General features: G+C 74.1%; 19 protein-coding genes and 1 pseudogene. 7 read left to right on the forward strand and 13 right to left on the reverse strand.

Annotated elements, in window-relative coordinates:
- The first annotated feature begins 321 nt into the window (after positions 1–321).
- A complete protein-coding gene (locus tag AB0K51_RS21485) occupies positions 322–984 on the forward strand; it encodes a carbohydrate binding domain-containing protein (protein WP_363457812.1) in 663 nt (220 codons plus the stop codon).
- A gap of 7 nt (positions 985–991) precedes the next feature.
- Here the strand turns inward: AB0K51_RS21485 and AB0K51_RS21490 are convergent, their stop codons facing one another.
- Positions 992–1,696, reverse strand: coding sequence for a 50S ribosomal protein L11 methyltransferase (locus AB0K51_RS21490; RefSeq protein ID WP_363457814.1), 705 nt, complete (start codon positions 1,694–1,696; stop codon positions 992–994).
- Between the two features lie 308 nt (positions 1,697–2,004).
- On the opposite strand from AB0K51_RS21490, the gene AB0K51_RS21495 reads away from it, so the two are divergent.
- Positions 2,005–3,159, forward strand: a complete 1,155-nt coding sequence (locus AB0K51_RS21495) for an ROK family protein (RefSeq protein ID WP_363457817.1) — start codon at positions 2,005–2,007, stop codon at positions 3,157–3,159.
- Positions 3,160–3,208: 49 nt separating this feature from the next.
- Here the strand turns inward: AB0K51_RS21495 and AB0K51_RS21500 are convergent, their stop codons facing one another.
- Both AB0K51_RS21500 and AB0K51_RS21505 read right to left on the reverse strand, forming a co-directional pair.
- Positions 3,209–3,850 carry a hypothetical protein gene (locus AB0K51_RS21500; RefSeq protein WP_363457820.1) on the reverse strand — a complete coding sequence of 214 codons (642 nt, stop codon included), beginning with the start codon at positions 3,848–3,850 and terminating at the stop codon, positions 3,209–3,211.
- A 197-nt stretch (positions 3,851–4,047) separates the two neighbouring features.
- Complete coding sequence (locus AB0K51_RS21505) at positions 4,048–4,734, reverse strand: GntR family transcriptional regulator (protein ID WP_363457936.1); 687 nt, start codon at positions 4,732–4,734, stop codon at positions 4,048–4,050.
- A 268-nt stretch (positions 4,735–5,002) separates the two neighbouring features.
- Here AB0K51_RS21505 and AB0K51_RS21510 point away from each other — a divergent pair, with 268 nt between their 5' ends.
- Positions 5,003–5,800, forward strand: a complete 798-nt coding sequence (locus AB0K51_RS21510) for an exodeoxyribonuclease III (protein ID WP_363457823.1) — start codon at positions 5,003–5,005, stop codon at positions 5,798–5,800.
- Positions 5,801–5,845: 45 nt separating this feature from the next.
- Here the strand turns inward: AB0K51_RS21510 and AB0K51_RS21515 are convergent, their stop codons facing one another.
- Both AB0K51_RS21515 and AB0K51_RS21520 read right to left on the reverse strand, forming a co-directional pair.
- The gene (locus AB0K51_RS21515) at positions 5,846–6,802 is read right to left on the reverse strand and encodes a sigma-70 family RNA polymerase sigma factor (RefSeq protein WP_363457826.1); all 957 of its coding nucleotides are present in this window, start codon (positions 6,800–6,802) and stop codon (positions 5,846–5,848) included.
- Between the two features lie 25 nt (positions 6,803–6,827).
- Positions 6,828–8,075 carry an FAD-dependent oxidoreductase gene (locus tag AB0K51_RS21520; protein ID WP_363457829.1) on the reverse strand — a complete coding sequence of 416 codons (1,248 nt, stop codon included), beginning with the start codon at positions 8,073–8,075 and terminating at the stop codon, positions 6,828–6,830.
- 304 nt (positions 8,076–8,379) lie between these two features.
- Between AB0K51_RS21520 and AB0K51_RS21525 the strand changes: the two genes are divergently transcribed.
- From AB0K51_RS21525 to AB0K51_RS21535, 3 genes and pseudogenes are all read left to right on the forward strand, one after another.
- Positions 8,380–9,525 carry a beta-propeller fold lactonase family protein gene (locus tag AB0K51_RS21525; RefSeq protein ID WP_363457832.1) on the forward strand — a complete coding sequence of 382 codons (1,146 nt, stop codon included), beginning with the start codon at positions 8,380–8,382 and terminating at the stop codon, positions 9,523–9,525.
- Between the two features lie 106 nt (positions 9,526–9,631).
- Positions 9,632–9,883, forward strand: a pseudogene (locus tag AB0K51_RS21530) (AAA family ATPase); the annotation flags it as partial.
- Between the two features lie 570 nt (positions 9,884–10,453).
- On the forward strand, positions 10,454–10,858 hold the full coding sequence (locus tag AB0K51_RS21535; protein ID WP_363457938.1) for a VOC family protein: 405 nt from the start codon (positions 10,454–10,456) through the stop codon (positions 10,856–10,858).
- A 51-nt stretch (positions 10,859–10,909) separates the two neighbouring features.
- Here AB0K51_RS21535 and AB0K51_RS21540 read toward each other — a convergent pair whose 3' ends face one another.
- From AB0K51_RS21540 to AB0K51_RS21560, 5 genes are all read right to left on the reverse strand, one after another.
- The gene (locus tag AB0K51_RS21540; RefSeq protein WP_363457835.1) at positions 10,910–11,794 is read right to left on the reverse strand and encodes a geranyl diphosphate 2-C-methyltransferase; all 885 of its coding nucleotides are present in this window, start codon (positions 11,792–11,794) and stop codon (positions 10,910–10,912) included.
- A gap of 17 nt (positions 11,795–11,811) precedes the next feature.
- On the reverse strand, positions 11,812–13,062 hold the full coding sequence (locus AB0K51_RS21545) for a family 2 encapsulin nanocompartment cargo protein terpene cyclase (protein ID WP_363457838.1): 1,251 nt from the start codon (positions 13,060–13,062) through the stop codon (positions 11,812–11,814).
- A gap of 897 nt (positions 13,063–13,959) precedes the next feature.
- Positions 13,960–14,943, reverse strand: a complete 984-nt coding sequence (locus tag AB0K51_RS21550; RefSeq protein ID WP_363457841.1) for a DUF3048 domain-containing protein — start codon at positions 14,941–14,943, stop codon at positions 13,960–13,962.
- A 152-nt stretch (positions 14,944–15,095) separates the two neighbouring features.
- A complete protein-coding gene (locus tag AB0K51_RS21555) occupies positions 15,096–16,103 on the reverse strand; it encodes an MASE1 domain-containing protein (RefSeq protein ID WP_363457844.1) in 1,008 nt (335 codons plus the stop codon).
- Positions 16,104–16,183: 80 nt separating this feature from the next.
- The gene (locus AB0K51_RS21560; RefSeq protein ID WP_363457847.1) at positions 16,184–17,014 is read right to left on the reverse strand and encodes a PP2C family protein-serine/threonine phosphatase; all 831 of its coding nucleotides are present in this window, start codon (positions 17,012–17,014) and stop codon (positions 16,184–16,186) included.
- A 216-nt stretch (positions 17,015–17,230) separates the two neighbouring features.
- Here AB0K51_RS21560 and AB0K51_RS21565 point away from each other — a divergent pair, with 216 nt between their 5' ends.
- Positions 17,231–17,971, forward strand: coding sequence for a Mut7-C RNAse domain-containing protein (locus tag AB0K51_RS21565; protein WP_363457850.1), 741 nt, complete (start codon positions 17,231–17,233; stop codon positions 17,969–17,971).
- 15 nt (positions 17,972–17,986) lie between these two features.
- Here AB0K51_RS21565 and AB0K51_RS21570 read toward each other — a convergent pair whose 3' ends face one another.
- The 3 genes from AB0K51_RS21570 to kdpC all read right to left on the reverse strand — a co-directional run bounded on the left by AB0K51_RS21570 (position 17,987) and on the right by kdpC (position 22,828).
- Positions 17,987–19,432 carry a hypothetical protein gene (locus AB0K51_RS21570; protein WP_363457852.1) on the reverse strand — a complete coding sequence of 482 codons (1,446 nt, stop codon included), beginning with the start codon at positions 19,430–19,432 and terminating at the stop codon, positions 17,987–17,989.
- A gap of 157 nt (positions 19,433–19,589) precedes the next feature.
- Positions 19,590–22,130 (reverse strand): ATP-binding protein, encoded by a 2,541-nt coding sequence (locus AB0K51_RS21575; protein ID WP_363457854.1) that lies wholly within the window; start codon positions 22,128–22,130, stop codon positions 19,590–19,592.
- Between the two features lie 89 nt (positions 22,131–22,219).
- Positions 22,220–22,828 (reverse strand): potassium-transporting ATPase subunit KdpC, encoded by a 609-nt coding sequence (kdpC, locus tag AB0K51_RS21580; protein WP_363457856.1) that lies wholly within the window; start codon positions 22,826–22,828, stop codon positions 22,220–22,222.
- Between the last annotated feature and the right edge of the window lie 13 nt (positions 22,829–22,841).

Consider the following 22,841-nt stretch of genomic DNA (forward strand, 5'->3'; position numbering starts at 1 on the left):
GTGTCGATGTGCTGTGGGCGATGCTGCGTGACAAGAGGCTGTTCACCTCCGCCCCGTCGGTCACGCAGACGGCTTGACACGATCATTGAGATTCCTATCAACGGCGCGGCACCGCCCACCAGCGGTTTTCACCAGCCGGACGCCGGACCCTGTTCACCGGGCGCCAGGTCGTCGGCCTCCGCGGGGTGGCCGGCATACCGGCTGACGCAGTGTCAACCGCCGTACGGTGAGACGCCCTTGACGGCGGAACGTCCGCTCCAGCAGGGTGGCTGCCGCTCCCCGCACCGCACTCCATCGACCTCCCCCACACCTGGAGATGGCATGCGTGCACCCCTGACCTCCCGCCGCCGCGGCGGCGGCCTGCCGATCGGACTCGCCGCCGGCGGCCTCGCGCTGGCGGGCGCCGTGTTCGGCGCGGCCGCCCCGGCGACGGCGCTCTCGCCGAACGTCGAGGTGGTCCGCAACGGCGGGTTCAACCAGGGCAACCGAATGGTGTTCTGGTCCTGCGAGTCCGGCACCGTCGCGCCGTTCCACAGCGACGAGCTGGGCTACGGCCTGCAGGGCTTCCCCGGACCGGACGCCTACTCGGGCTGCACCCAGCAGGTCCCGGTCGAGCCGAACGCCACCTACCGGATGCAGGCGACCGTCGCCGGCCCGTACGCCTTCGTCGGCACCACCGGCGCGGGCACCACCGACCTGACGCTGTGGTCGTCCACCATCGGCTGGAACACCCTGTCCGGGACGGTCACCACCGGGCCCGCCACCACCTCACTGACCGTCTACTTCCACGGCTGGTACGGCCAGGGCCCCTACCAGGTGGCCCGCGTCTCGCTGGTCGGCCCCGGCACCCCGCCCGACCCGTGCGCGCCCATCCCACCGACCGCCACGACCGGCCCGACCGGCCCGACCGCAACGCCCACGGCCACCGCCGTCAGCACGCCGACGCCCAGTTGCAGCTCCACGCCGTACCCCTCCACCACCTGACCGCGGGTCAGCGCAGCGCCCACACCGTGGTGGTCTTGACCGAGGCGTCCTCCAGGTCCGCGGCGACCGGGACGCGGTACTCGGCGAGCGCGGTGAAGTGCTCGCGCGGCAGGTAGGCCCGCCCGGGGTCGCCGACCACCACGGTGGCGCCCCGGGCGGCGGCGCGGTGCAGGAACGGCAGGAAGCGGGCGGCCATGGCGCGTTCGTAGAAGACGTCGCCGGCCAGCACGACCTGGCAGCCCTCGCCGTCGCCGTCCAGCACGTCGGCGAGTTCGGCGGCGATCCGGACGCCGTTGGCGGCGGCGTTGACGGCGATCGAGGCGACCGCGTAGGCGTCGATCTCGGCGGCCCGCACCTCCTGCGCGCCGCGCAGCGCGGCGGCCACCGCGACCAGTCCGGAACCGGCCGCGAGGTCCAGCACGGTTCGACCGGCCACCAGTTCGGGGTGGTCGAGCACGTACCGGGCGACCGCGACCCCGCCCGCCCAGGGGAACGCCCAGAACGGCGGCGGCAGTCCGATCTCCCCGCGCGCCCGCTCGGTGGTCTCCCACAGGTCGATGGCGTCCTCGGCCATGTGCAGCCGCACCTCGGGCACGAACGGCACCGGCCCGGGCCGGGTGTGCGCCCGGACGAAGTCGGTGTCCGCGGACGTGGATTGGCTGGGAGCCGGGTACGCGCTGGCGTCCGGGCGGGTGACTGCGTCGTTCCGCATGCCGTGAGTCTAGGGGGCACCGGATGTCCGGAAGATCCGCCTCCGCTCCCGCATGGTGCCGCCGGAGGGTCACCGGGCGATCACAGACCACGTACCGTTTCGATACCGAAGCCGTTATGAGCTGCGGAAACGCTCGCTCCCGAGGGGGTGCCCGAGTACGATCCGGGCAGACGTCCCGGTGGTGCCGCAGGCTGGCGCCGCGCCGAGGCGAGGGCTCCACGCGGGCGCGTCCGGCACACACGCCGGTGGCGGGCCGCGCTCACGGCACCGCGCGCCAGGGCAGTCGCGCGAAGCGGAAGGGCAGCGACTTGGCGGATCGGCTCACCGGAGGGGACTCCTCACTGCTGCGGCGGATCAACGCGGCGGTCACCCTGCGGGCGTTGCGCGACGGGCAGGCGGTCACCCTGACCCAACTGGTCGGCGACACCGGGCTGTCCCGGCCCACCGTCGAGGGCGTGATCGAGGGGCTGCTGGAGGCCGGGCTGGTCGCCGAGGTGGAGCACGGGCAGGAGACGGGCCGTCAGCGCGGCCGTCCGGCGCGCTGGTTCCGCTTCCGCGCCGAGGCCGGACACGTGCTCGGCATCGAGATCGGCGTGCACGACATCCGGGTGGTGCTCGCCGACCTGGCCGGCGAGGTGCTCACCACCTTCTCGAAGCCGGCCGACGAGTCGCTGGACGCCGAGGACCGGCTGACCCTGGTCCGCACCACCGTCGCCGAGGTGCTGCGCAAGGCCGGCGTCTCCCGGGACAACCTGTGGGTGGTCGCCGTCGGCACGCCCGGCATCGTCGACCGCGAAGGCACCGTCCGGCTCGGCACCGCGATGCCCGGCTGGACCGGCCTCGACCTCGGCGCCCGGCTGCGCCGCTCGTTCCGCTGCCCGGTGGTGATCGAGAACGACGCCAACCTGGCGGCGATCGCCGAGCACTGGAAGGGCGCCGCGGTCGGCAAGGGCGACGTGGTGTTCGTGATGGCCGGCCTCAGCCCGGGCGCGGGTTCGCTGATCGGCGGCCGGCTGCACCGCGGCTTCGGCGGCGCGGCCGGCGAGATCGGCGCGCTCCACCTGCTCGGCCAGCAGGCCACGCCCGAGCGGCTGTTGTCCACCACCGGCAAGCCGCTCGACCCGCTGGACGAGGCGGCGGTGGCCCGGGTGCTGCGGCTCGCGCGCGAGGGCGACCAGGTGGCACAGGTGGCGATGGACCGCTTCCTGGGCCGCCTGGTGCACGACGTGACCGCGCTGGTGCTCGCCCTCGACCCGCAGCTGGTGGTGGTCGGCGGCTGGGCGGCCGGGCTGGACGGCGTCCTGGAGCCGCTGCGCGAGCAACTCGCCCGCTACACCCTGCGCGCCCCCGAGGTGGCGCTGGCCGCGCTGGGCTCCGAGGTGGTCGCGATGGGCGCGCTGCGGGTCGCCCTGGACCACGTCGAGGAGCAGCTGTTCGCGGTCGACCCGCCGCCCGCGCGCTGACGGGCCGTCGGCAGGGGGGCGCGGCCGGGGCTGCCGGCTACGGCTTCGACTACGGCAGGCAGAGCAGGTCGTACTCGCCCTTGAGGCGGTCGCGGGCGTGGGTGCGCATCCGGTCCGCGTAGACCTGGTGGTGGCGCAGGCCGTCGTAGCCCTGGTAGTCGGGGTCCTCGACGTCCAGGACGCCGGCGGTGTCGGCGAGGTAGACGTCGAAGCCGGGGTACATCAGCACCGCGTACGGCAGGTCGTCGATGTCGAGCGCGAACACCGGGTACTCGCCGTGCTCGTCGCGCTGCCCGGCCGGTCCGACCGACAGCACGCGCCGGGAGTCGGAGCCGCCGGGCAGCAGGAAGCACTCGCCGAACAGGTCGGAGAACGGGACGAAGCACCCGCCCCAGCCCTCGCCGAACTCCTCCTCGGCGATCTCGCCCAGGGTCCGCGGGGCGAGCGCGCCGTCCTCGTCGAACCAGCCGTTCCGCTCCAACAGCCCGCGGTCGTACGCCAGCCAGGCGCGCACGCTCGGTGGCAGCGGGTGGCCGCTGGGGAACGCGTCGACGGCGAGCGGCCGGGGGGCGCCCTCCACCCAGGAGCCGGCGAACCGGTTGTAGTCGAGGACCGGCCGCCCGGGGTCGACGGCTATCGCCGCGATCGCCCGCTCGACCAGTGCCGCCCCGTGTGCCGCGTCCGAAGTCATCGCCGTCCCGCCCCTGGTGTCCGTCCCGTCAATGCGCCAGACGGTAGTGGACCGGGGTGACATCCCGATTCTGACGGGGCGTCAGAATCGGGTCCTCCGGGATGACGGTTCGGCTTGAGTGACGGTTCGTCCGGGCTGGCGATTCACCTGGACTGACGGCTCGGCCGGACTGACGGCGCGGCCGGACTGACGGCGCGTCAGGACGCGGCGGAGACCGCGGTGGTGGCGACCTCGACGGTGCCGGACTCGCCGAAGGTGAGCTTGCAGGTGTCGGCGCGGTAGGTGGAGACCGCGACGGCGGCGAGCCGGCCGGCCGTGGCGTACTGGGTGGTGACGACCAGCACCGGGGTGCCCGGGGGGCGCTCGAGCAGGGCGGCCTCCTCGGCCTCGGCGACGCCGAGCTCCACCGAGCGGGACTCGCCGTCCACGCCGATCCGCTCCAGCTGGCGCAGCACGCCGCGGGCCCGGTCGTTCTCCTCGGCGAAGGCCGCCAGGTGCGGCAGCGCGACGGCCGGGACGTGCAGCGACTCGGCGGCGACGGTGACGCCCTGGACGATCCGCAGCCGGCGCACGGTGTGCACCTGCTCGCCCTCGGCGACGCCGAGGGTGCGGGCCAGCGCGGCGGAGGCCGGGGCGGTGGTGCAGTCGACCACCCGCCAGGCGGTGCTGCGGGCGGCGCCCGGCCAGCCCGCGTCGCGGCCGTTGACCGGGACGCCGACGCGCGGGGCGGCGATCAGCGTGCCGATACCGCGGCGGCGGACCAGGCGGCCCTCGAGTTCCAGCTGGTCCAGCGCCTGCCGGAGGGTGGCCCGGGCCACGCCGAAGCGGGCGGACAACTCCCGCTCGTTCGGCAGGACCTGGCCGGTGGAGAACTCGGTGTCCATGGTGCGCAGCAGCACCGTACGCAGGTGCCAGTACTTCGGCTCCGCCACCGCTGCGAGCGTTCCTTGCCCCACCGTGTCCTCCACCCTGAAGGGCGACGGCCCGGGAGCCTCCCCCGTTTTGGCAGGTGGGGAGGCCGGGCTTTATCCGTCCTTCTTTATTAAAGGTCTTTGCAGTAAGTGACAGTAGGGGGTGCCTCCGGAGATGGTCAAGACCAATGGTCGGCCTTGTGTCCGGCTCGTTGTCGGACGCTGCGGGTACCCTCGCTGGGTGCAACGAGTTACGACGGTCAACGTGAACGGAATCCGGGCAGCGGCCAAGAAGGGCTTCCTGGAGTGGATGGGCGACACCAAGGCGGACGTGGTCTGCCTGCAGGAGGTGCGCGCGGAGGTCGAGCAGTTCCCCGAGGTGCTGAGCGAGCTGGACGGCTGGCACGCGGTGTGGGCGCCGGCCGCCACCAAGGGCCGCGCGGGCGTCGCAGTACTCTCCCGCCGCGCCCCGGAGCGCACCGCCATCGGCTTCGGCTCGGCGGAGTTCGACTCCTCCGGCCGCTACGCCGAGCTCTCGCTGCCCGGCCTGACCGTCGCCTCGCTCTACCTGCCCTCCGGTGACGTGGGCACCGAGCGGCAGGACGAGAAGGAGCGGTTCATGGCCGAGTTCCTCGTCCACCTCGCCGAGCTGCGCGACCGCTCCGCCGCGGAGGGCCGCGAGGTGCTGGTCGGCGGCGACTGGAACATCGCCCACCGCGAGGCCGACCTGCGCAACTGGAAGGCCAACCAGAAGAAGGCCGGCTTCCTCCCCGAGGAGCGCGCCTGGCTCACCCGCGTCCTGGACGGCCACGGCTACGTCGACCTGGTCCGCCGCCACCACCCCGACCAGGACGGCCCCTACTCCTGGTGGTCCTACCGCGGCCGCGCCTTCGACAACGACTCCGGCTGGCGCATCGACTACCTGATGGCCAGCCAGGGCCTCGCCACCCGCTGCACCGAGGCCTACGTCGAACGCCCCGCCTCCCACGCCGAACGCTGGTCCGACCACGCCCCGGTCACGGCCGTCTTCGACGTCTGAACTGCCTGACCGCACAGGGCAGTTGAGTCGATCCGGGGCGGGGGATCACCACTCGGCGAGGAGCGGCTCGTCCCGCCCGTGCCGCCGCCACGCCTCGCCGAGGCGGACGAGCCGGGCCGGGGCGGCGATGCCGCGCACGGTGGTGATCCGGCCGCCCGTGACGTCGAACGTCACGGCGCCGGTGACCTGGTCGCCGACCACGAAGAGGATGGCGGGGGCGCCGTTGACGAGCGCGTAGTGGACGGCGGGCGTACCGCCGGCCAGTCGGCGTTTCGCGGGGGTGGGTGTGAAGCCGGCCCGTGCGACGGCGGCCACGCGCTCGGCGGTGTCGAACCGCAGCAGCTTCCGGGACAGGCCGGCCCCGTCGGAGATCGCGGTCGCGTCGTCGGTGAGCAGCGCCACCAGCCGTTCGGTGCGGCCGGTGGAGGCGGCGGCGAGGAATTCCTCGACGATCCTGCGGGCGGACGCCGGGTCGACTCCCTCGCCGCCGGGGCGACGCGCGGCGGCGATCCGGCGCCGGGCCCGGTGGAGGTGCTGCTGACTTGCGGACTCGGTGACGTCGAGGATCTCGGCGATCTCCGCGTGGCTGTGGGAGAACGCCTCGCGAAGCAGGTAGACGGCCCGTTCGACGGGCGACAGGCGTTCCATCAGGGTCAGCACGGCCAGGGAGACCGATTCGCGCTGCTCGAAGGTCTCGGCCGGGCCGAGCATCGGATCGCCGTCGAGCAGCGGTTCGGGCAGCCAGGCGCCGACGGTGCGTTCGCGGCGGGCCTGCGCCGAGCGGAGCCGGTCGAGGCACAGGTTGGTGACGACCTTGGTCAGCCATGCTTCCGGCACCTTGATCCGCTGCCGGTCGGCGGCCTGCCAGTGCAGGAACGCGTCCTGCACGGCGTCCTCCGCGTCGGTGGCGGAGCCCAGCATCCGGTACGCCAACGAGGCCAGCCGGTTCCGGCCGGCCTCGAACCGACCGGTGTCGAAGCGATCAGTGGCAGTGCTGTCCACGCGGACCACCTTAGGTACCCGGCGGCTACGCGACCGACCGCCGGGGGTTCGCCGGCACGCTCCCCGCGGGCACCCTCCCCGCGGACGCGTCAGGCGTAGCCGCCAGGCGGCGCTTGCGCCTGGGCAGGCCGAAGGTCGGGTGCGAGGTGGCCCACAGCGCCGTCCCGAGGATGCCCGCCTTGATCCGCGCGGCCTTCCGGCCACCCAGGTACCTCGGCTTCGCCCGCCCTTCGTCGTCGACCATCTGCAGGATCCCGTCCCGCCGCCCGAGGCTGATGTGGTTGCCCAGGTACTCCAGCTTGGTGCTCGCGATCCTGCGGCCGGTCAGGCGTCCCACGATCGCGGCCACGGCCTGCATGCCGGTGAAGCCGGCCGAGGCGCAGGACATCGGCAGCGGCCGGCCGTTGTCGCCGATGGCGTGGGCGCTGTCGCCGACGGCGTAGACGTTCGGGTGCGAGACCGACCGCATGGTGCGGTCGACGACGATCCGACCGTGGTCGGTGACCTCCAGCCCGCCGGCGGTGGCGATCGGGTCGACCGCGAACCCGGCCGCCCACACGGTGGCGTCGGACGCCAGGGCGGTGCCGTCGGAGCACCGCACCCGCGTCGCTTCGACGGCTTCGACGGTGGTGTGCTCGAGAACGGTGATGCCCAGTCGGTCGCAGGCCCGGCGCAGGTGGCTGCGGGCTCCGGCGGAGAGCGGGGCGCCCAGCGCGCCGCGGGCGATAAGTGTGACCGCCAGACCGGGCCGGGACTCGGCGATCTCGGTGGCGGCCTCGATGCCGGTCAACCCGTCGCCGACGACCAGCACGCTCCCGCCTTCGCGCCGCCCGGCCAGGCTGTCCAGGCGCTCGCGCAGGCGCAGCGCCGAGGGCCGGCCGGCGACGTCGAAGGCGTGCTCGGCGACGCCGGGGACGCCGTGGTCGGCGACGTGGCTGCCGAGCGCGTAGAGCAGTGTGTCGTAGCCGAGCTCGCCGCCGCCCGCTGTGCTTGGGCCGGCGTCGGCCACCGTGACGACCTGGCGCTCGGGGTCGACGGCGGTGACGCGGCCCAGGCGCAGCCGGATCCCCGTGCCCGCGAACACGTCGGCGAGGCGGGGCGCCTCGATCTCCTGGCCGGCCGCGAGCTGGTGCAGCCGCAACCGCTGGACGAAGTCCGGCTCGGCGTTGACCACGGTGATCTCGGTGTCCGCCGGGGACAGCCGGCGGGCCAGGGTCCCGGCCGCGTGGGCTCCGGCGTAGCCGGCGCCGAGGACGACGATGCGGTGCTTCATGTGTCGCTCCTGTCGGTTCGCTTGCTCTCGTGACTTGAGCGGGGCAGCGCCCCGATTCCTGACGGGAACGACGTGTGACCTGCGTCACGGACCGTCGGGGAGTCCGCGGGCCGCGCGGCGCCGAGGGGTGGCGTCTTCAGCGGTTTCTGACAAACCGTCACATACCGTGGCAGAAGGGAAGGTGGCGAGCTTCTCGTGCGCAGGTCACCGCCGACGGGATTCCCGCCATGGCCCTCCCCCGATGTCGGTCCGACTCCCGTCCGAGGTGGGGAGTCGGCCCCGGACCCCCAGGAGGCAGTACCTCATGCAGAAGATCACTCGGCTCGCCGTGGCAGTCGCCACCGTGCTCGCGGCGGCAGCCGTCGGCACCCCGTCCGCAGTGGCGGCGCACGGCGGCGAAGGCCACCCGCACGGCGGGCAGCACGCGGTGTTCGTCCAGACCGACAACCCGACGGGCAATCAGGTCATCGCCTACCGGCGGGCGGACGACGGGCAGCTCACCCCGGCCGGGACGTACGACACGAACGGCCTCGGCGGCGTGCTGGCCGGGTCGGTCGCCGACCACCTCGCGTCCCAGGGCTCGCTGACCTACGACCCGCGGCACGCCCTGCTGTACGCGGTGAACGCCGGGAGCGACACCGTCTCCGTCTTCGCGGTGGACGGCGACCGGCTGGCGCTGCGGCAGGTGGTCGGCTCCGGCGGCCGCTTCCCGGTCAGCGTCGCCGTGCACGACGACGTGGTCTACGTGCTCAACGCCCTGGACGGCGGCTCGGTCCAGGGCTACACGGTCCGCGACGGCCGCCTCCACGAGGAGGCCGACTGGAACCGCTGCCTCGGGCTCGACCCGAACGCCACACCCCAGTTCACCAACACCCCGGGCCAGGTGGGCTTCACCGGCGAGGGCTCCCAGCTCGTCGTCACCACCAAGGCGAACGGCAGCAGCCTCCTGGTGTTCGACCTCGATCACGGCGGCGCCCCCGCCGACACGCCCGTGGTCACCCAGCTGCCCGGCGCCGTGCCGTTCGCGTTCGTCCCCAACGGCCGGCACGGCCTGTTCCTGGCGGAGGCGGGCACGAACGCCGTCGCGACGTTCACGGTCCACCGCGACGGAACCGCCACGCAGGAGGCGTTCGCGGCCACCGGCCAGGCGGCCACCTGCTGGATCGTCGCCGTCCGTGACCTGCTCTACACCTCCAACGCGGGCAGCTCCACCCTCACCGGCGTGCGCACCGCCGACCACGGCCGCCAACTGACCGTCCTGGGCAACACGCCCACCGACCCCGGCACCGTCGACGCCGCGGTCTCCTCGGACGGCCGGTTCCTCTACGCCCAGACCGGCGTCCACGGCATCGTCGACGAGTTCGCGATCAACGACGACGGCTCGCTGACCGCGCTCGGCTCCCAGACCGTCCCCGGCGGCGCCGGCGGCGAAGGCATCGTCGCCTTCTGACCCCCGCACGGCAGTTCGCCGCCCGACTGCTCGCCGGTGCGGCTTCGCCGGGAGCAGGGCTGCGGGCCAGCGTGGTCGTGACAGGGCAGGTGATCGCGTGGGGCAGGTGTCGGACCGCAGTCCCGCGTCGTCGGGCGGAGCGTTCCGGTTCGTCGGCCGTGGGCGCGAGCTGGATCTGCTGCTGAACGCGGTGCGGCACCCGCCGGCGGTGGTGGTGGTCGAGGGTGAGGCCGGGATCGGCAAGTCCCGGCTGATCGCCGAGGCCACCGCCGTGCTGGTCGGTGAGCGGCGGCCGGTACTGACCGGGTTCTGTCACCCGCTCCGGGAGCCGCTCCCGTACGGCCCGGTGGTGGACGCGCTGGGCAAGGCCGGGCCATGGCTGCCCGCCGACGGCCTGCCGCCCGCCACCGGAGCCCTCACCCCGCTGCTGCCCGACCTCGCCGCCGCCGCTGGTGCAGATCGCCCGCCACACCCTGGCGGGCGGCGAGCGCCGGGACTGGCTGCAGGCGGCGGAGGAGGCCGCCGACCAGGCCATCGCGCCGTCGGCGACACCGGCACCGCCGCGACCCTGATCAACCGGATCCTCGACGAGCCCGACCTGGACCCCGACCTGCGCTCGCGCGCCGCGCTGGCGCTGGCGGGCATCGCGGCCAAGGGCGTGGACCGGTCGAGCATCACGTCGCCAGCGTCCTGCGCAAACTCGAGACCACGCGGAGGAACGTCGGAGCCAAGCTCTCCGAGGACGAGGCAGCCGGCTGAGCCGGCACCTTCCCGACCTCCCCGGAGGCGGCCGTGGGGAAGCGGCCGGGGCCGTCCCGACGTCGGGACGCCATCCGGGCGCCGAGCCCGCGTCGTGGCCGCGATTTCCGGCCGCGAGCGGCTCGCGACTGGTACAGGTGGTGGATCCACCTCCGAGGAAGGGCCGCACATGACCGGCGACATCGACGTACCCCGGCTGTTCCGCCTCACCGTGGAGGTGGACGACCTGGGCCGGGCGGCTGCCTTCTACTCCGCGCTGTTCGCCCTGGACGCCCGCGAACAGGGCGGCGGGCGCTGCTACTTCGACTGCGGCCCGGTCACGCTCCAGGTGCTGGACGTCTCCAGCCGCGGCGCGGTGCAGTCGCTGCCGAAGTCGCTGTACTTCACCGTCGACCGGCTGGACGGCGTCTTCGAGCGGGCCCGCGAGCTCGGGTGCCTCTCGACCGCGCCGGTGCACGGCACCCCGGGCGGACAGATCGCCGAACGCCCGTGGGGGGAGCGCTCGTTCTACGTCGACGACCCCTGGGGCAACTCGCTGTGCTTCGTCGAGGCCGGCACCGTCTACGGCGGTTGACGCCCTGCGGGCCCGGCGCGCCGACGGCGCACCGGGCCCGGACGGCCGGGGTCAGACCCGGTCGGCCGCGATCAGGACGTACTGGAACGAGCCGTCCTTGTACGACTCGATGAAGGCCTCCTCGATGCCGGTGACCAGCGAGGACGTGGCCCGCAGCTCCCAGTAGGGCAGCGTGTCGGGGGTCAGGTCGATCACGGCCTGCGGCACCAGGCGGTTGTCGGCCATCGCCCGCAGGTACTCGCGGCGGGAGTGGATGTTGCACTCGAAGTGGGCGTTGATCTGCGAGACCCACTTCGAGGGCTGCCCGTAGCGCGGGTTCCAGCAGCCGGTGATGGTGACGTACCGGCCGCCGACCGCGAGGACCCGCGAGTGCTCCGCGAACAGGTCGTGCAGGTCGACGTACATGCTCGACTCGTTGTTCCACGAGCCGGCCATCTGCCCGGTCCTGAACGGGGTGTCGAGCATGTTGCAGACCCGGGAGTGCACCTGGTCGCCGATGCCGAGCTCCTGGGCGCGCCGGTTGCCGAACTCGGCCTGCGTGGCGGAGAGGGTGACGCCCTCGACCGTGCACCCGAAGCGCTGGTGGGCCATCACCATGGAGCCGCCGCGGCCGCAGCCCGCGTCCATCAGGGTGTCGCCCGCCTTGATCGGGCCGAGGTGGTCCAGGAGCACCTCGGCCTGGGCCGACTCCAGCCGGTGCAGTTCGGCGATCAGCTTCTTCTCGTACTCGCTGTCGGCGACGTCCCCGAGGGCGGCGTGGTCGATCTCGCCGATGCCGTAGTGGTGGTGGTAGAGCCCGTCGACGTCGCCGAGGCGCAGGTTCACCGGCCTGGCCTCGTTGTTCCAGTAGCGGGCGATGTCGCCCTGGTAGGGGGTCGCGGGCGTCGGGACGAACGCGGAAGTGCTCGCGGCGGTGGCGAACTCGGTGCTGGTCACTGATGAAGGTCCTTTTCTTACCAGAAATCGGGCAGGCTGTAGCGGTAGGTATTGGTCTGGTGCCAGTGGTGGTTGCCGTCCACCCAGGCGGCCACGCCGCGCAGGAAGCGCAGCAGGTTCGGTGCGGGACAGGCGGCGGCGAGGGCGGCGGCCTCGGCCTCGAAGGCGTGCATGAGGTCGTTGTGGACCTCGATCGCCTTCAGGTAGCCGTCCTGGTCGGAGAGGCCCTCGCGTTCGGCGATCACCACGGGCAGGTTGAGGTGCCGACCCGGGCTCGCGAGTTCCTTGGTGTACGAGTACAGGTCGTTGACGAGCGTGGTCGCGTTGCCGGCGAGTGCGATGACCCGCTGGGTCGCGGGCAGCGCGTGCAGGTCCGCCGGCAGTTCGTAGCCGCCCACGGTGTCGGTGATGGTCGGGCAGGGGCGGAAGTTGTTGAACTGACGCATCGCCAGGTACTCCCACACCTCGGGCACGTGGTCGGTCTCGGCCCACGCGGCCTCGGCCAGGTAGCCCAGGTGCAGCCGCGCCATGTCGTGCCGGAACCGGTCGGCCTGGGCCGGGGTGGCCATCTCGGCGAAGTAGCCCATGGCGGACCGGTAGGCGCGCCGCGGTGCGTCCGATCCGAGCGACTCCGCCCAGCCCGGCGCGTACTCCGGCGTGGTGTGCAGCGGGTCGAGGGCGGTGTGGGCGAGGAGCAGCCGGCTGCCGAGGCCGACCGGCGAGCCGCCGTGGTCCTCGCAGTAGCAGTCGTCGACCGCGTTCTCGGCGACCATCAGGCGGGCGGCGAGCATCAGGTGGTCGACGGTCGGGGCGTCCGGGTGGCAGGCGACCATGTAGCGCCCGATGGAGAAGCCGTCGAACTGGCCTTCCCACTCGTCGGGGAACAGGTCGACCTCGTCGACCGCCCAGTCCTTGATCCGGCGGCTGACCTCCGCCACCCGGGCGGGATCGGGCTCCGGGACCGGATGGTGGTAGAGGCCCGGCACCGGGACGCCCTCCACCACGGCGGCGGGCTGCGGCGGCTGCGCCGGCTCGGCAGGCCGGGCGAGCAGGAGGCCCGCCGTCCCCAGCCCGCTGGGACCGCGCAGGATCCGCTCGAGTTCGGGACCGGATGGTACGGGCACGGCGTCGATGCCGGGCGGCGCGGGCGGCGCGTCCGCGGGCGCGGCAGCCGCGGCCGGGAACGGGGCGGAGGGCGGACCGGGCAGCGGGAAGGGGGCGGGTGCGGGCGGACCTGAGGGCAGGGAGGAAAGCCCGGGGTCGGGCATCCGTGGCTCCTTACGGGGAGGGTGGGGCGGTTCCGGCCGGGGAGGCCGACCGGGACGGCCCTCGGACGCATCCGCCGGACGGCGGATGCGCGGGGCGGCCGGGCGAACTGACGGTTCGTCAGTTCGCCGAGCGGGTCCGGCCCGGGGGCCCGACCGAGGCGCAGGGGGTGACGGGGCGCGGGATGACCGGCTGGTGGTCGCTGCGCGTGCGGCACTCCGGCGGACCGGCCGGTCCGCCGTCGGTGGCCGATTCGGCGCAGGGGCGGGCGCCCGAGCCGGTCGGCTCCGGGCGGCGGGGGCGGCGCTCGCCGCGATCGTCCGGGGACGTGGGCGCGCCGCCGCGTACCCGCGGGCGCGGGCGCTGCTAGCGGGTCGCCGCAGCGGCCGGTCGGCTCGGCGGTCTCGGCCCGGCCGCACGCGTTCTGCCGCTGCCGGGGCGAGCCGCTCCCCCGGAGGCGGCAGTCGGGCGCCGGAGCCCGGGAACGGTGTGGCTCCGGGCAGCCGCCGTGCTCACCCTCGACTGCGGCCGCCGCGGTGCCGACGCCAGGTCCGGACCGGTCTCAACGGTCATGGGGCGAGCGCTCCTTGAAACGAGGGGAGGCCGACGAATCGCCGGAAATCCCGGCCGCCGCGGCCGGGTCGTGGGGAACGCTAACGGTCCGTGCGCACGGTTCGCCCGTGAGGCCGCAGGTGTGTACCTCGATATGGTGATCCGCTCGAAGCGAGGTTTACCCGGGCGGCCGACGCCATTCGAGCCAGCCGACGCGCGCCGCCCCGAGGCACCCGTTCGCATCCAGACTGCACGGTGCCGCGCCCGTTTTCGCCGTCACCGTGACCTGCCGACACCGGTCCGCAGGACCGGTTTCCGGCCACCGTCGCGGCCGGCCGATCCGCGCGCTACGGCACCATGACGACCAGCACCGGCCCGGTGGCGAAGGGCATGGCGGTGCCGTCAGGGAGGGTGAACGCGGTTCCGGCGGCGGGGTCGGGCCGGTCCCAGTGGGCGGCCCACACCTTGCCGTCGCGGAGCACCTCGGCCGTGCCGGAGCCGGTGGTCCGGGTGAACACCTCGTTGTCGGGGTGCCCGGCGTTGAAGTCGGTGAAGTCGCCGGGGACGATCCTGACGTGCTGGACCACGACGGTCGCGGTGCCGGACCAGCCCGGGTGGCCGTCGACGGCGACGTCGTAGGTGCTGCCGGTGTAGCGGACGCCGAGCGCCGCGGCCGGCAGGTGCCAGGTCATCGCGTCGAGCGCGCTGCCGCCGCCCGGCGCGGGGCCGAAGGTGTAGCCCGGGGAGCGGGCCGGCACGGACGGGTACCGGGCGAGGATCTGGTGCGGGTCGACGAAGGTGGGGTCCACGGCGTGGTCGGTGAACGCGCCGGAGTCGGTGGCCGGGGTGACGTTCTGCAGGTCGGCCCGGTCGAGCAGCGGGAGCAGCCCGCTGATCGCGCCGCTGTACGCGAAGTCGAGCCGCCCGTACTGCTGGAGCAGCGGGATGTCGGTCTGCCGGGCGGATCGCACGGGGCCGATCAGCGCGGGCAGGTGGTTGGCGTCGTACACGGCGAGGAACCGGGACAGTCCGCCCTCCACCTGGATCCAGTACACGATGTCGGCCTGGGCGAGCCCCCGGTGCATCGCCTGGACCTGCGTGCCGACGTTGTCGATCTTCACGGCGAGGAGGTTGCCCGCCGTGCCGACGTTGTCGAGCGGGTTCCCGGCCTGGGCGGACGGCGTGGGCCGCTCGGGTGGGCCGCCGCAGCCCTGGACGGCGGCGAGCCCGAGGCCGGCGCCGACCGCCGCGAGCGGCAGGGCGACCGTGACGCGGGTGCGCCGGCTCCCGTGGCGGGCTGCCGGTACGCGGGCCGTGCTGCGGATGTTCACCGTTGCTCCCTGTCCCGTGGACGGATGCGGTGGTGATCGGCGACGGGCGGGTGGGTGCCGCCGGCGTCGACGCTCTCGCCTGACACTGGGGAACACGAACGGCCGGGCGCTCCCGGTTCCCGACCGCGCTGTCCGGTCCGTCCGACGCTCGATCAGTCGGTGCGTCGGCGGTCGGGGTCCGGGGGGAGCCAGGAGGGGTCGGCCTCCCCCGGGGCGAGCCGGTTCACCACCTCGGCGAGGGCGAGGCAGGCCTGTTCGATGGTCCGCAGGGTGTTGTCGCGCTCGGTGGTGACGGCGGCGAGCAGCAGGCCGGTCAGGGCCAGGACGCCGTTGAGGGCCTGCAGGACGACCATGGTGGCGAGCAGGCCGTGGTGGGCGAACGGGCCGGCGTGCTCGAGCGCGGCGGGGACGGCGAACAGGGTCGCCACCAGGACGCACGGCGCGGCGCCGGCCAGTTGGAAGCGCAGCGCCGCCCACATGATCACCGGGAGGACCAGGAACAGCAGCGAGAGCGGACTGCGGGTCGCCACGAGCGCGATGCCGACGGTGCTGGCCAGCAGCGCGGCGGCCTCGACCCAGCGGTACGGCGGGACGTCGCGCGGCAGCCGGACCGTGCGGGCGGCCAGCAGCAGCGGGGTGACCACGAGCACGCCCATCGCGTCACCGGTCCACCAGGCCGACCAGGCCGGCCAGAACTGGCTGCCGGACATCGCGCCGTCGGCCAGCAGCACGACGCAGGCCGCGGTCGCGCTGATCAGCGTGGAGCCGAGTGCCCCCAGGAAGACCAGCGCCACGCCGTCGCGCAGCCGGTCGAGCTCCACCCGGAAGTCCACCCGGGCGAGCAGCAGGACGGCGACCACCGGGGCGAGCGTGTTGCCCGCCGCGATGCCGAAGGACGCGAGGGTGAGCGACCCGAAGCCCGCGATGACCAACAGGGCGCCGAGCGCGATCCCGGGCCACACGCGCAGGCCCAGCACCAGCAGGCCGGCCACGGCGACGCCGGTCGGCGGCCACAGCGGCGTGACGTGGACGCCCCCGACGACGACCTGTGCCAGCAGCCCGAGCTTGCCCCCCGCCCAGTACACGAGCGCGACGCCCAGGATCGACAGGCCGGTCCCCGCGATTCTCCCGGCCTTCGCGTTGCGCAGCACAGCAGCCATCAGACCGCACTTCATCGCCCGGACCCGGCCGTGACACGCCCGGCGGGTGCGCCGCGCTCACCCGTTGGCGGCCGCCGTCGTCACGGTTCGTCGTGGCAGAGCACCAGGACGGCGGCGTCGTCCGAGTGTCCGGTGAGTTCGGCGACCCCGATCACGTCGGCGGCCAGCGCCTCCGGCGTGCCGCCGACCCCGGCGCGCACCCGCCGCAGGACCTGCTCCAGCCCGTCGTCGAGCGGGAACGACGGTCCCTCCACCACGCCGTCCGTCACCAGCACGACGGCCTCCGGGCTCGCCAGCCGTCGCCGCGTCACCGGGTACACCTCGCCGGACTCGATGCCGAGCGGCAGGCCGACCTCCTCGACGTCCTCGACGTCCTCGACGCCGGAGCGGCCGTCGCCGGTGGCCCAGACCGCCGGCACGTGGCCGGCCCGAGCGGTCGAGAGCACCCGGGTGACGGGGTCGAAGCGCAGGAAGCAGCAGGTGGCGAACAGGCCGTCGGACATCGACAGCAGCAGTTCGTTGGTCCGGCTGAGCACCTCGCCCGGGTCGCTCGCGCCGGTGGCCAGCGCCCGCAGGCCGATCCGGACCTGGCCCATGAACACGGCCGCCTCGACGTCGTGGCCCTGCACGTCGCCGATGGACAGTCCGAGCGTCCCGTCCGGGAGGCAGAAGCCGTCGTACCAGTCGCCGCCGATGTCCAGGCCGTGGCGCGCGGGCGAGTAGCGGGCGGCGACCCGCAGCCCGGGCAGGCTCGGCAGCGCGGACGGGAGCAGCTCGCGTTGCAGCGCCATGGCGAGTTCGACCCGGGCGCGCTGCATCTCGACGTGTTCCAGCGCCTGGGCGGTGAGCCGGCCGAGCCGGCCCAGCAGTTCGTGCGCGCTCGCGGGGTGGGAGGAACGGCGACGGGTCACGGGCGGCTCCGGGGCTGGTCGGCTCGCGGACGGCGGCGAGAGCCCTCTTGCCGCATGTGTCCTATTGTCGCTTCACCCGATCGGACCCGCGTCCGCACGAACGGGAACCCCGCGAACCCGCCGGTCACCGACCGGCCCCTCCTCCCCCGGACCGCGCCCGCGGCCCGGAGCGGAAAGCACTGGCCCCGGCACCTCGCACGCTGGCATCCTGGCCGCGTGGAGAGACCCGAGATCTGGATCAGCTTCGCTCCCGAGCTGCACTTGTTCCTCGCCACGGCGCGGCGCACGGCGCGCTCGGCGGTGCGCACCGACGGCGTGTCGACGCTCGGGCACGTCGTGGAGTCCCTCGGCGTGCCGCTCACGGAGGTCGGGGCGCTGCTGGTCCACGGGCGCCCGGTCGACACCTCGCACGTCCCCGCCGACGGCGAGGAGATCGCGGTACGGAGCGTGACGCGGCCGCAGCAGCTCGCCGGCCCGCCCCGCTACCTGCTCGACGTCCACCTCGGGACGCTCGCCCGACGGCTGCGCCTGCTCGGCATCGACGCCGCCTACGAGAACCCGGACATCGGCGACGCGGCGCTGGCCGCCCGCTCCGCAGCGGAGCAGCGGGTCATGCTCTCGCGCGACCGGGGGCTGCTGCGGCGGCGCGAGATCTGGGCCGGCGCGTACGTCTACAGCCACCGCCCCGCCGACCAGCTCACGGACGTCCTCTCCCGCTTCGCGCCCCCGCTGGCCCCGTGGACCAGGTGCACCGCCTGCAACGGAACGCTCCGACCCGCCGCCAAGGACGCGGTGCACGAGCAGCTGCAGGACGGCACCCAGCACTCCTACGACGTCTTCGCCAAGTGCACCGACTGCGGCCAGGTCTACTGGCGCGGCGCGCACCACGCCCGCCTGACCGAGATCGTCGACGCGGCCCTGCGCGACTTCGGCCCACCCTGCGCCGTGCGGACCTGACGGCCCCGGTCCGGGTCAGCGGTACTCGCGCAGCCGCGGACGGACGCCGAGGACGGTCAGCGCGAGGGCGGCGGCCAGGGCGAGGGCTCCGGTGGCCGCGGTGGTGGCTCCGAGGTCGTCGTCGGTGGCGGTGACGGTGCGGTCGAAGGCGTCCTGGTTGATGGCCAGGACGCCGTCGAGGGCCTTGTCCAGCGCGCCGAAGTCGGCGTTGGACTGGCCTGCGGCGAGCCCGGTGTTGAAGGTGACGGCGTCTTTGAGCCGGCCCTGGCGGAGCAGGTCGCGCAGCGTGCGGTCGTCGCGCTGGTACTGCTGGAACGCGGTGAGGACGCGCTCGGCGGCGTCCTGCTCGCCGGGGAAGGTGATGTTGCCCAGTTCCGCACCGAGGAAGCCGCCGAACGGGACGGTGCGGCGGTCGGCGCGGTGCCGGTCGACGGCCTGCGCCAGCCGGGCGTCGTACGTGCTGAGGGTGGCCCCGTCGAGGCGGGCGAAGGACTGGGCCTTGTCGAGGAAGCCCTGCTCGTACGCGGCGGCGCGGGCCGGGTCGGTGAGGTAGCGGCTCTCGTCGGCGTTCATGTCGTACGCGGCGGCGCGGGCACGGCTGAGCGCGAGCACCGAGTCGTAGGCGTTGGACTTGGCGACGGCGAGGTGGTCCCCGGTCCGTGAGGTGAGGACCACGGCGGCGGTGAGGCCGCAGAGGAGCAGCAGGGTGGCGGCGGCCAGCGGCGGGTTGACCAGGCGTCGGTGACGGACCGTCAGGGTGCGCTGCAGGGCGGCGAGGGTACCCAGGGCGAGCAGGCCGGCGCCGAGGATCCACCGGCGGCCGCTCGCGAGGTCGCCGCGCAGCGCGGCGTGGATGCGGTCCACGGTGGCGGAGTTGGCCGCGGTCACCTGGTCGGCGGCGGGCAGCAGTTGCTGCCGCAGCAGGTCGGTGGCCTGCCGGTAGGCGTCCAGGGCGTCCGGGGAGGGCCGCCCGGCCGGGGCGTGGGCCTGGTCCTCCAGGAGCTGGGCGCGGGCCACCAGGGCTTCGTAGTGGCCGAGTTCACCGAGGACGGTGTGGACGGCCCGTTGCCCGGCGGGGTCGTCGGCGGTGGCCTCGGCGGCGTGCTGGAGGCCGGTGTCGGCCTGGGCGCGGCGCTGCTCGTAGGTGTCCAGGGTCTGCCGGCGCAGCGCGGCGTAGTCGGGGTCGGCGCCGAGCAGCAGCAGGTTGGCGGCCTGGGCGTCCATGTCGTTGAGCGCGAAGTACAGGTCTGCGGCGCGGACGGCCTGCGGGGCGGCGCGGTGGCCGATCCCGTCCATGCCGTCCCGGGCGCCGCTCAGGACGAGTGCGGTGGCGGCGGCGCAGCCGAGCAGCGTGGCCAGGCAGAGCGCGGTGAGCGCACGGACCAGCCGCGGGGTGCTCCACCGGGCGAGCCCGCTCCGCGTCGCCCTCGCAGTGACTCTTCCCCACGTACCCGCTGCCATGGCCGCGCGTCCCTCTCCCCCGGTCCCGGCCGCCGGTGGCCGGCCGCGAACTCGCGGCTGACGCTATGTCCGGCGGGAGGTCGGTCAGGGTGGTCCTGACGCTTCCTTGACGCCCTCGGCCCGGGTCCTGACGCGTTGTTGGCGCCCGGGCGGCGGGCTACGCCGCGTGCGCGTCGCGGGGCGGGTCGGCGGCGGGCAGGGTGAGCAGCATGGTGGTGCCGCCGCCGGGGGTGTCCTCGACGTCGAGGGTGCCGCCCATGGCTTCGGCGAGGCCGCGGGAGAGGGCGAGGCCCAGGCCGACGCCGGTGGTGTTGTCGGTGTCGCCGAGGCGTTGGAACGGCAGGAAGACCCGGTCTCGGTCCTCCGGCGGGATGCCCGGGCCCCGGTCGATCACCCGGATCTCCACCCGGTCGAGGTGGTGGCTGGCGGCGACCAGGACGGGCGCGCCCGGCGCGTTGTGGCGCAGGGCGTTGGTGATGACGTTGGCCAGCACCCGTTCCAGCAGCGGCGGGTCGGCCAGCACCGGGGGGGCGGTGTCCAGGTCGAGCGGTTGGACGGGCGCGTCCGGCCGTGCCAGCGAGTCCATCGCGCCGCGCAGGACCGCGGTGAGAGCCGTGGGCTCCAGGTGGAGCGTGAGGGCGCCGGCCTGCAGGCGGCTCATGTCGAGCAGGTTGTCGACGAGGCGGGTGAGCTTGACCAGCGACTCGTCCGCCATGTCGAGGAGTTCGGCCCGGTCGTCGTCGGAGAACTCGACGTCGGGGCTGCGCAGCGAGCCGACCGCGGCGAGGGCGGCGGCGAGCGGGGTGCGCAGGTCGTGGCTGACGGCGGCGAGCAGCGCGGTGCGCATCCGGTCGGCGGAGCGGATGGGTTCGAGTTCGGCGGCGGCGGTGGCGAGCCGGTCGCGTTCCAGGGCGGCGGCGATGTGGGCGGCGAACGCGGTGAGCACCCTCTGGTCGGCGGCGGGCAGCCGGCGTCCGGCCAGGACCAGCAACGACTCGGGGCCGACCGGGACTTCGGTGATGGTGCGGTCCGGTGCGGGGTCGCCGTCCGCGTCGCTGCGCCCGAGGGTCTCGCCGCCCGCGCGGTCGAGCAGGGCGACGGAGTCGAGGCCGAAGGCCGTGCGGGTCTTCTCCAGCAGGGCGGGCAGCGCGTCGGCGCCGCGCAGGACGCTGCCGGCCAGGGTGGAGAGGGTCTCGGCCTCGGCGGTGGCCCGGGCTGCGCGCTGGGTCAGCTTCGCGGCGTAGTCGACCACGGTGGAGACGGTGAGGGCGACGGCGGCGAACACCACCAGCGCGATGGCGTTGTTCGGCTCGTTGATGGTGAAGGTGTGGACGGGCGGGATGAAGTAGTAGTTCAGCAGCAGCGAGGCGACCAGCGAGGCCAGCAGTGCGGAGGTCGCCCCGCCGAGCAACGCCACCGCCACCACGCCGAGTTGGAACACCAGCGCGTCGGTGGTGAGGTTCAGGGACCCGGCGAGTTGGGACAGGACGACGGTGAGCAGCACCGGGAGCAGCAGGCCTGCGGCGAAGCCGGCGGCGGTCCGCCGCGGGGAGTGGCGGCGGCCCAGCGAGGGCAGTCGGCCGCGGCCGGTGAACGCGTGGGTGACCATGTGGACGTCGATGTCCTCGGAGAGGTCGACGGTGGTCTGCCCGTTGCCGGGGCCGGTGAGGAAGCGGTTGATCCGGCCGCGGCGGCTGGTGCCGAGGACGAGCTGGGTGGCGTCGTGGGCGCGGGCGAAGGAGAGCAACGAGCTCGGGATGTCGTCGCCGACCACCACGTGGTAGGTGCCGCCGAGCGTCTCGACCAGCTGCCGCTGCTCGGCGAGGGCGCCCGGGGAGGCGCCCGCCAGGCCGTCGCTGCGGGTGACGTGCACGGCGAGCAGTTCACCGCCCGCGGTGCGGTCGGCGATCCGGGCGGCACGGCGGATGATGGTCTCGCCCTCGGGGCCGCCGGTGAGGGCGACCACGACCCGCTCGCGGGTCTCCCACACCCGGTCGATGTTGTGGCTGGCACGGTAGTCGCGCAGGCCCTCGTCGACGCGCCCGGCGACCCAGAGCAGCGCCAGCTCGCGCAGCGCGGTGAGGTTGCCGACCCGGAAGTAGTTGGAGAGCGCGGCGTCCACCTTCTCCGCCTTGTAGACGTTGCCGTGGGCCATGCGGCGCCGCAGCGCCTGGGGTGCCATGTCGACCAGTTCGAGCTGGTCCGCGCGGCGGAAGACCTCGTCGGGCACGGTCTCGCGCTGCGGGATGCCGGTGATCTTCTGCACCACGTCGTTGAGCGACTCCAGGTGCTGCACGTTGACGGTCGTGATGACGTCGATGCCGGCGGCGAGCAGGTCCTCGACGTCCTGCCAGCGCTTGGCGTTGCGCCCGCCGGGGATGTTGGTGTGGGCGAGCTCGTCCACCAGCACCACCGCGGGCCGTCGGGCCAGCACGGCGTCGAGGTCCATCTCCTGGAAGTCCGTCCCCCGGTAACGGCGCGTCAGGCGCGGGACGGTCTCCAGCCCGTGGAGCATCTCCTCGGTGTGCCGTCGGCCGTGGCACTCGATGAACCCGACCACCACGTCCGCGCCGCGGTCCCGTCTGCGACGCGCCTCGTCCAGCATCCGGTACGTCTTGCCGACGCCGGGGGCCGATCCGAGGTACACCCTCAACTGCCCGCGGCGGGTGACGGTGCCGGGCGTGAGGTCACGGGGCATGGGCGCTGCTCTCTCTCCGAGGAAGGGGCGGACCGACCCGGGCACGGCTCTCCCTCCGTGCCCGGGTCGGTCCGGTCAGCCTGCGGACGTCACTTGATCTCGCTGACGGCCGTGTTGAGGAGGACGACGTTGACGCCGGCCTCGCCGAGGAAGCCGAGCGAGCGGCCCTCGGTGTACGTGTCGACTAGCTTGTCGAGCTGGTCGGCGGTGAGGCCGCGCTCCTTGGCGACCCGGTTGACCTGCTCCTTGGCGTAGGCCACGGAGATGTGCGGGTCGAGGCCGGAGCCGGAGGCGGTCAGCGCGTCGGCCGGGACGCTGGCCGGGTCGACGCCGTCGAAGGCGGCGACGGCGGCGCGGCGGTCGTCGACGGCCTTCAGCAGGTCGTCGCTGTTCGGGCCGAGGTTGGACGCGCCGGAGGAGGCGGGGTTGTAGCCGCCCGCGGACGGCCGGGGCTGGAACCACTTCGGGTCAGGCTGCGACGGGTCCTCCGGGTTGGCCTTCGGCAGGTCGTAGCTCTGGCCGAGCAGGCTGGAGCCGATCGCCTTGCCGTCGGACTTCACGATCGATCCGTTGGCCTTGTCGGCGAAGGCGACCTGGCTGATGCCGGTGACCAGCAGCGGGTAGCCGAGGCCGAGGATCACGGTCATCACCAGCAGCATCCGCAGCGCGGTGAGGTGGGTGCGCAGGAAAGTGGGCATGGGGACTCTGGCC

This window comes from Kitasatospora sp. NPDC049285 (assembly GCF_040678815.1).
GTDB lineage: Bacteria > Actinomycetota > Actinomycetes > Streptomycetales > Streptomycetaceae > Kitasatospora.

Coding starts and splice junctions, on each gene's coding strand:
- AB0K51_RS21485 (WP_363457812.1), top strand. CDS start 322: ATGCGTGCACCCCTGACCTCCCGCCGCCGCGGCGGCGGCCTGCCGATC.
- AB0K51_RS21490 (WP_363457814.1), bottom strand. CDS start 1,696: ATGCGGAACGACGCAGTCACCCGCCCGGACGCCAGCGCGTACCCGGCT.
- AB0K51_RS21500 (WP_363457820.1), bottom strand. CDS start 3,850: ATGACTTCGGACGCGGCACACGGGGCGGCACTGGTCGAGCGGGCGATC.
- AB0K51_RS21505 (WP_363457936.1), bottom strand. CDS start 4,734: ATGGACACCGAGTTCTCCACCGGCCAGGTCCTGCCGAACGAGCGGGAG.
- AB0K51_RS21520 (WP_363457829.1), bottom strand. CDS start 8,075: ATGAAGCACCGCATCGTCGTCCTCGGCGCCGGCTACGCCGGAGCCCAC.
- AB0K51_RS21525 (WP_363457832.1), top strand. CDS start 8,380: ATGCAGAAGATCACTCGGCTCGCCGTGGCAGTCGCCACCGTGCTCGCG.
- AB0K51_RS21535 (WP_363457938.1), top strand. CDS start 10,454: ATGACCGGCGACATCGACGTACCCCGGCTGTTCCGCCTCACCGTGGAG.
- AB0K51_RS21545 (WP_363457838.1), bottom strand. CDS start 13,062: ATGCCCGACCCCGGGCTTTCCTCCCTGCCCTCAGGTCCGCCCGCACCC.
- AB0K51_RS21555 (WP_363457844.1), bottom strand. CDS start 16,103: ATGGCTGCTGTGCTGCGCAACGCGAAGGCCGGGAGAATCGCGGGGACC.
- AB0K51_RS21570 (WP_363457852.1), bottom strand. CDS start 19,432: ATGGCAGCGGGTACGTGGGGAAGAGTCACTGCGAGGGCGACGCGGAGC.
- AB0K51_RS21575 (WP_363457854.1), bottom strand. CDS start 22,130: ATGCCCCGTGACCTCACGCCCGGCACCGTCACCCGCCGCGGGCAGTTG.
- kdpC (WP_363457856.1), bottom strand. CDS start 22,828: ATGCCCACTTTCCTGCGCACCCACCTCACCGCGCTGCGGATGCTGCTG.